Below are 5921 nucleotides of genomic sequence, written 5' to 3' on the forward strand. Positions count from 1 at the left end.
AATTTGTTAATATTTTTTAAGATAGACAGTACTGCCTGTCTTCAGGAGATAAAGTCTCAATATATAGCTCTATGGCTTCTTTAATATTTGCAAGAACCTCTTCAAATGTGTCTCCCTGACTATGGCATCCTTTTAATTCCGGACAAAATGAGTAATATCCGTTTTGATCTTTTTCAATTACTATGTTTACTTTCATATAGTTTACTCCTGATTGAATTGTTTTTGGTAAACATATTGTTTAAGAGCAGATTTAATATCTATCTGCTTAATAAATAGATAACCAGAACAGTTAGTATGATAATAATCCCTATTGCAGATATTCTGTATCTGTCTGACTTTTCTTTCTGTTTTTCATCAAGATAAAAAAGGCCCTCTTCGGTTTTGACAATTACACTTTTTCTTTTCTGTATATTAAAAATTAGAGACTCAGAAAGTCCAAGGTTTTCCAGAGATAGTGCTTCTTGTTGTGAAACGGCGCCCTTCTCACGAAAAGTATTGATTATGTGGCGGCGTTTTTTTGAGGCTATAATTGCTCCTATGGATACTGTCATTTTGTCTCCCTTGTATTAGCATGTTTTGAATTTTAGACACCGTTTTATTAACACTTTTACCGAAAGAATATTTCACATTAATTTCTCAAACCTGACAGCACATTTTCAGACATAAACCGGAAAACTTCTGATGGCACTCAATCCGACAAATAGTATTCAATAGTAGATACAACTCTCACTCTTTTTATATGAGGATTATTTCTGTCACGGGGCGATATTGTAAACTGCCCCTGGCTTGCTCTTTTTATTTTACCAAGATGGCTTTTGGAGTCCTTTGCAAATTTTTCGGCAACTTCTCTTGCTTTTCTGGTAGCTTCTTCAATCATTTCAGGTTTAACTTCATTAAGCTTTGTAAAAATATACTCAGTGGAAATGCTGTATTCATCACCGGAAAACACAATTCCCTGCTTGCCGAGGTCAGCAAGCTTTTTTATTGTTTTCCGGACAAGATCAACTTTTTTAGAATACACAGTAACTGTCTGCATTGCAGTATATCTGAACTCTACTCGCTGCCCGCTGCCGTACTGCTGTGCTAATTTATCAGTAACATAAGGGAGTGATACGGATATTTCGGATTCATCAATTCCGTTTTTTTTGAGAAAAGCACGAATCTTTTTTGTGCTCTGTTCAAGAGAAGAGTATAGAGCTGATAAATCATTGCTTGCTGCTGTAAACTTTATCGGCCACAGTACAATATCTGCAGGATATTCTCTTTCGGACAGCCCCTTTACTCTGACCGTACGCTCATACTCTTTTACTTTTATTGCACTCCTGCCAATCAGAAAACCCAAAGCAGATAGTCCTAAAAATATTGAAATCCCCAATACAAGGCTGTTACTAAAAATTTTATTTTCCATGTCAGTCTCCTTAATTGGCAGCAATTTTAATTGTTAAAGATGAGAAATTTGTATTATCATCAGAGGAATAAACATACTTTTAATGTATTAAGCCATTTTGAAAAATGCAACAAATTTTGTTATTCAGGCACATTCCGGAATTTTATGGGTAAATTTAAGGGGCAAGGATTTTAAAGCATCTTTATGAAGTTTTCGTAAATTAAAAGGGCAGCCTTCTATTAAGGCCGCCCTTTATTGGTTGTTCGTAAAATGTGTTACTTTTTAGAACTGTCAATATCCTTAAGCAGTATTTTTACTGCAGTTTCAATCTGCTGGTCTCTTCCGTTAACTACAACTTCAGTATCCTGTGCGACCTTTACATCAGGTTCAAGCTGTAAGTTTTCAAGATAATGACCTTCAATATCTTTTGTACCGACCTGAGGTATTCCGAAAACCAGAGTCGGATCCTGCTGCCGCTCCCACCATACTGCTGTCATTGTTCCGGGGACAGGCATACCAACTAGTTTACCAATTCCAAGAGCCCTGTAAGTAAAGGGGAACCCGTGGGCATCGCTGTAGTTGGATTCTGACATCACTACAATTGATTTCTTAATCCACTTGTTCATAGGCTCATATCCGTAATACTGGCCTCTCGGAACAAAATCCACATATTTTTTCCCATTTAACAAAGTGGCAAGATCATCATGCAGCCATCCGCCTCCGTTAAATCTTGTGTCAACTACAAGTCCTTCTTTATGAAAGTTTCTGCCGAGAATTTCCGAATAGACTTTTCTGAAACTTGCACTGTTCATACCTCGCACATGCACATAACCGAGACGTCCGCCGGACAGTCTTTCTGTTTCCTCTCTGCGCTGTTTAACCCATCTTTCATAAAGAAGTTGATTTTCCATTCCAAATGAAATAGGTTTAATCTTCTCATCCCACCTTGTTTTTAAAGCAGGATCATAAAAGGAAACAAGCATGATTTTACCTGCTTTATGATTAAGCAGAGGATAATAATCCATTCCCTTTTTAATTTCTGTGCCATCGAGTTTCTCAAGAATAACCACTGGTTTTACCTTAGATTCGGCATTATCAAAGGGACCTTTTTCAATAACTTCCACAACTCTCAGTCCATTGCCGTTGTATTTATTATCAAAAAAGAGTCCGAGGCTTGCTGTTCTGTCTCCGTTTTCAACTCTGGGACGATAACGGCATCCTGTATGAGATGCGTTAAGCTCTCCGAGAAGTTCGCTCATCATCTCTGCAAAATCAAAATTGTTATCAATGTATGGCAGGAACCTGGCGTACTCTTTTTTATAATAATTCCAGTCTACATTCTGAAGATTCTTTACATAAAACTTCTTAACAACCTGGCGCCACATGTGTTCAAACAGATACTGTTTTTCAGCAGGATTATTAAGATTAATTTCTGCTGCAAATGAGACTGGTTTACGCTTGTGCGAGCCGACTTCGATTTTTGTGATTTTACCGCCGGAGAACAGAAATAATGTTTCCCCCTTTTTATCCATGTGCAGTGTACCGCCGCGTCCGTGGAGTTTAATTAAAAGTTTGGTCTCATTCTCTCTGATATTTCTGACCCAGAGATCGTGTCCGCCTTCAAATTTACTGAGGTAGTAAAGTTTTTCTCCGTCAGGAGATAAAACAGCATCCGCAAGATTTGAAGAGTTGATAGTAAGGCGCATTACACGGTCATCAATATTTTTCAAATTAATTTTTAAAGGTTCGGTCTTATCTTTTTCTTCTTTTTTGCCTTTTGGTTCTTTTTTGTCAGATTTATCAGAATCTTTTTTATCCTTTTTATCCTTCTCGTCATTTTTTTTCTGTTCTTTATAATTTTCGTAATCTTCCTTGCTTAGGTTGAATTCATCCCATGCTTTTTTTGTGAAAAACATAGCATAAACATCACTCTGGGCACCCCAGCTTCCGTGGCTTCGCAGCCCCTGCCGGTCTGAAAACCAGATCATTGACTTTCCGCCCATCATCCACTTGGGTTCTCCGTCCGAGTACCCGCTGTTTGTCAGATTTTCAATCTTTGCTTTTCCGTCTGCGCTGATAAGTGCTACGTCATTTGAAAAGAGTGCATTCGGTGAAAACGCAGCAAGAAACCATTTTCCGTCCGGTGACCATTGATACCACTGGTCTCCGTCACTGTAGGAGTAGTTGAGATTTCCGGGAAGAACGGTCCGTACCTTCTTTGTTTTCAGATTGATCACTTTAAGGGTTGTACGTTCTTCGAGATACGCAACTTCTTTTCCATCAGGGGAAAAAGCCGGCTGGAACTCCTCTTTACCGGTTGCTATAACCGGTTCTTCCTTTAAGAGAGTTGACCTGTAAAAATGTTTTTCATCATCACGTACTGTTGATGTTTTATAGACATTCCAGCTCCCGTCTCTTTCAGAAGCATAGAGAAGTGTCCTTCCGTCAGGGCTGAAGCTTACGGATCTTTCCTGCTCCGGAGTCTTTGTGATCTGTTTTGTTGTTGAGTAATCCACAGATGTAACATACACTTCACCCCGTACAATAAATGCAACTTCTTTGCCGTCCGGAGAAACCGCCATATCTGTCGCGCCGCTGCGGATAACTTTATAATCCACGCTGTTCTCTTTTACATCTGAATAAATTTTAATTGCAACCTTGGCCGGTTTCTGCCCGGGTTTCATTGTATAAATTTCACCGTCAAATCCGAAACACAGGGTCCCTCCGTCAGATACAGACAGAAATCTGACAGGATTTCTTTTAAAAAAAGTAATTTGAGTTACATTATCTGTGTTGCTGACCGGGAAAGAGCACACATTAAAAGTCCCGAATTTTTCGCTTAGATAATATATTTTTGAATCATCAGGAGAAAACAGAGGATTACGGTCCTCACCATTAAAACTTGTCAATTTTGTATATTTTTTTAAAAGCATATCATACATCCATACATCTCTTGTTACAGAAGATGTATGATGTTTTCTCCAGTTGTCTTCATATCCTTTTACATCATGATATACGATTTTTGTACCTTGTTTATTAAAACAAACATCCAATGCTGGTGTTGTAAGTATCTGAACAGGCCTTCCGCCTTTTACAGAAACCTTATATAATTCCGGCAGTCCGCCTGACGGAAACTGTACGTTTTTATAATCATCCATAATGTGGGCAGAAAAAACCACATATTTACCGTCAGGAGTAAACGTGGAAGGGAATTCGCCGGCAGAGTGTGTAGTCAGCCGTTTTGGAACTCCGCCCTGTGCAGGAATAATATAAACATCGTAATTTCCGTGCCTGAAAGAGGCAAATGCAATTGTTTTACTGTCCGGAGACCATACAGGCATAAAATCATAAGCTTCATGAAATGTTAACGGGTATGCTCTTCCTCCTTCAGCGCTTACGCAGTAAATATCGCCTTTGTAGGAAAATGCAATAGTCTGCCCGTCAGGTGATATTGCAGAATACCTCATCCACAGCGGCCCGCTTCCTGCAAAAAGCGCTGATGCAGACACAACAACTAACAAAACAAGAAAAATTTTTCTTACCATTTGTTCTCCTTCCTGAATATATTTGAATATTGATTTAGACAATATGTTTACGCAGATATATCAGGAATGTTGCATTATAGCCTATGTTGTGTCCTTAAATTTGTGTAAAAAGGCATATTATTGAAAAAGTGTCATATTCTTCCTAAATTAAAATGAAAAAATTAATTTTTTAAAAAAAGAAAGGAAGAGATATGGCACATAAAAAAGATAACGGATTAGTCAGAGAAATGCAAAAGGTTTTGTTGGACGATTCGGATTTTCTTAAAAAGCTGATACAAGAGAATCTTCAAAAGATATTAGAAGCAGAGTTTGAGAGCAAAATACAGGCAAAGCCTTACGATCGTACAGGTGACAGGCAGTGTTAATAGTAATAGGCATAAGTAGTAAAGGATACAGGGAGATACTGTCAGTAGATGTAGGCGATAGTGAAGATGAACAAACCTGGACAAATATATTCAGGGGATTGAAGGACAGAGGATTAAAAGGTGTAACTTATGTAGTATCTGACGATCATTCCGGACTTGTTAAGTCAATAAAGCGGGAGTTTCAGGGATCAGCCTGGCAGCGTTGTCAAGTCCATTTTATCAGGTATTTCATGAGTAAGTTCAGTAAAAAAGAGCGTCCCGATTATTTACGTAAATTAAAAGATGTATTCAATGCTCCTGACATAAAAGAAGCAATTGAACGTAAGGATAAATTGGTCATAGAATTAGAATCATATAAAAAAGAGATATCAGAATGGCTTGATAATGAGATAGAGTCCTGTTTCTCAGTATATAGTCTTCCTTTTGAACATCAAAAACGAATGCGTTCAACAAACATGATTGAAAGATTTAATCAGGAGCTTTTGAGGAGAAGCCGGGTTATAAGAATATTTCCCAATGTTGAGTCTATTATAAGATTGTTTGGGAGTATGTGCATTGAACAATCCGAGAAATGGCAAACTGGGTATAGGTATTTGGATATGACTCTGCCTCGTCCCAAAAAGA

6 protein-coding genes are annotated in these 5921 nt (G+C 38.1%); 2 read left to right on the top strand and 4 right to left on the bottom strand.

Annotated features, from left to right (window positions below):
• Positions 1-16 precede the first annotated feature (16 nt).
• The 4 genes from J7K93_13245 to J7K93_13260 form a co-directional block, all read right to left on the bottom strand.
• A complete protein-coding gene (locus J7K93_13245) occupies positions 17-196 on the bottom strand; it encodes a type II toxin-antitoxin system HicB family antitoxin (protein MCD6117966.1) in 180 nt (59 codons plus the stop codon).
• A 61-nt stretch (positions 197-257) separates the two neighbouring features.
• A complete protein-coding gene (locus J7K93_13250; GenBank protein MCD6117967.1) occupies positions 258-551 on the bottom strand; it encodes a hypothetical protein in 294 nt (97 codons plus the stop codon).
• 137 nt (positions 552-688) lie between these two features.
• Complete coding sequence (locus J7K93_13255) at positions 689-1408, bottom strand: SIMPL domain-containing protein (protein ID MCD6117968.1); 720 nt, start codon at positions 1406-1408, stop codon at positions 689-691.
• Positions 1409-1662: 254 nt separating this feature from the next.
• Positions 1663-4932, bottom strand: coding sequence for a PD40 domain-containing protein (locus tag J7K93_13260; GenBank protein ID MCD6117969.1), 3270 nt, complete (start codon positions 4930-4932; stop codon positions 1663-1665).
• 191 nt (positions 4933-5123) lie between these two features.
• On the opposite strand from J7K93_13260, the gene J7K93_13265 reads away from it, so the two are divergent.
• Both J7K93_13265 and J7K93_13270 read left to right on the top strand, forming a co-directional pair.
• Entirely contained in the window at positions 5124-5297 is a 174-nt protein-coding gene (locus J7K93_13265; protein ID MCD6117970.1) for a hypothetical protein, read from the top strand.
• Positions 5291-5921, top strand: a 631-nt coding sequence (locus J7K93_13270; protein ID MCD6117971.1) for a transposase, incomplete at its 3' end; no start/stop codon positions are given. The genes J7K93_13265 and J7K93_13270, both read left to right, overlap by 7 nt.

Source organism: bacterium, assembly GCA_021158245.1.
Lineage (GTDB): Bacteria > Zhuqueibacterota > QNDG01 > QNDG01 > QNDG01 > QNDG01.

Coding starts and splice junctions, on each gene's coding strand:
- J7K93_13255 (MCD6117968.1), bottom strand. CDS start 1,408: ATGGAAAATAAAATTTTTAGTAACAGCCTTGTATTGGGGATTTCAATA.
- J7K93_13245 (MCD6117966.1), bottom strand. CDS start 196: ATGAAAGTAAACATAGTAATTGAAAAAGATCAAAACGGATATTACTCA.
- J7K93_13265 (MCD6117970.1), top strand. CDS start 5,124: ATGGCACATAAAAAAGATAACGGATTAGTCAGAGAAATGCAAAAGGTT.
- J7K93_13260 (MCD6117969.1), bottom strand. CDS start 4,932: ATGGTAAGAAAAATTTTTCTTGTTTTGTTAGTTGTTGTGTCTGCATCA.
- J7K93_13250 (MCD6117967.1), bottom strand. CDS start 551: ATGACAGTATCCATAGGAGCAATTATAGCCTCAAAAAAACGCCGCCAC.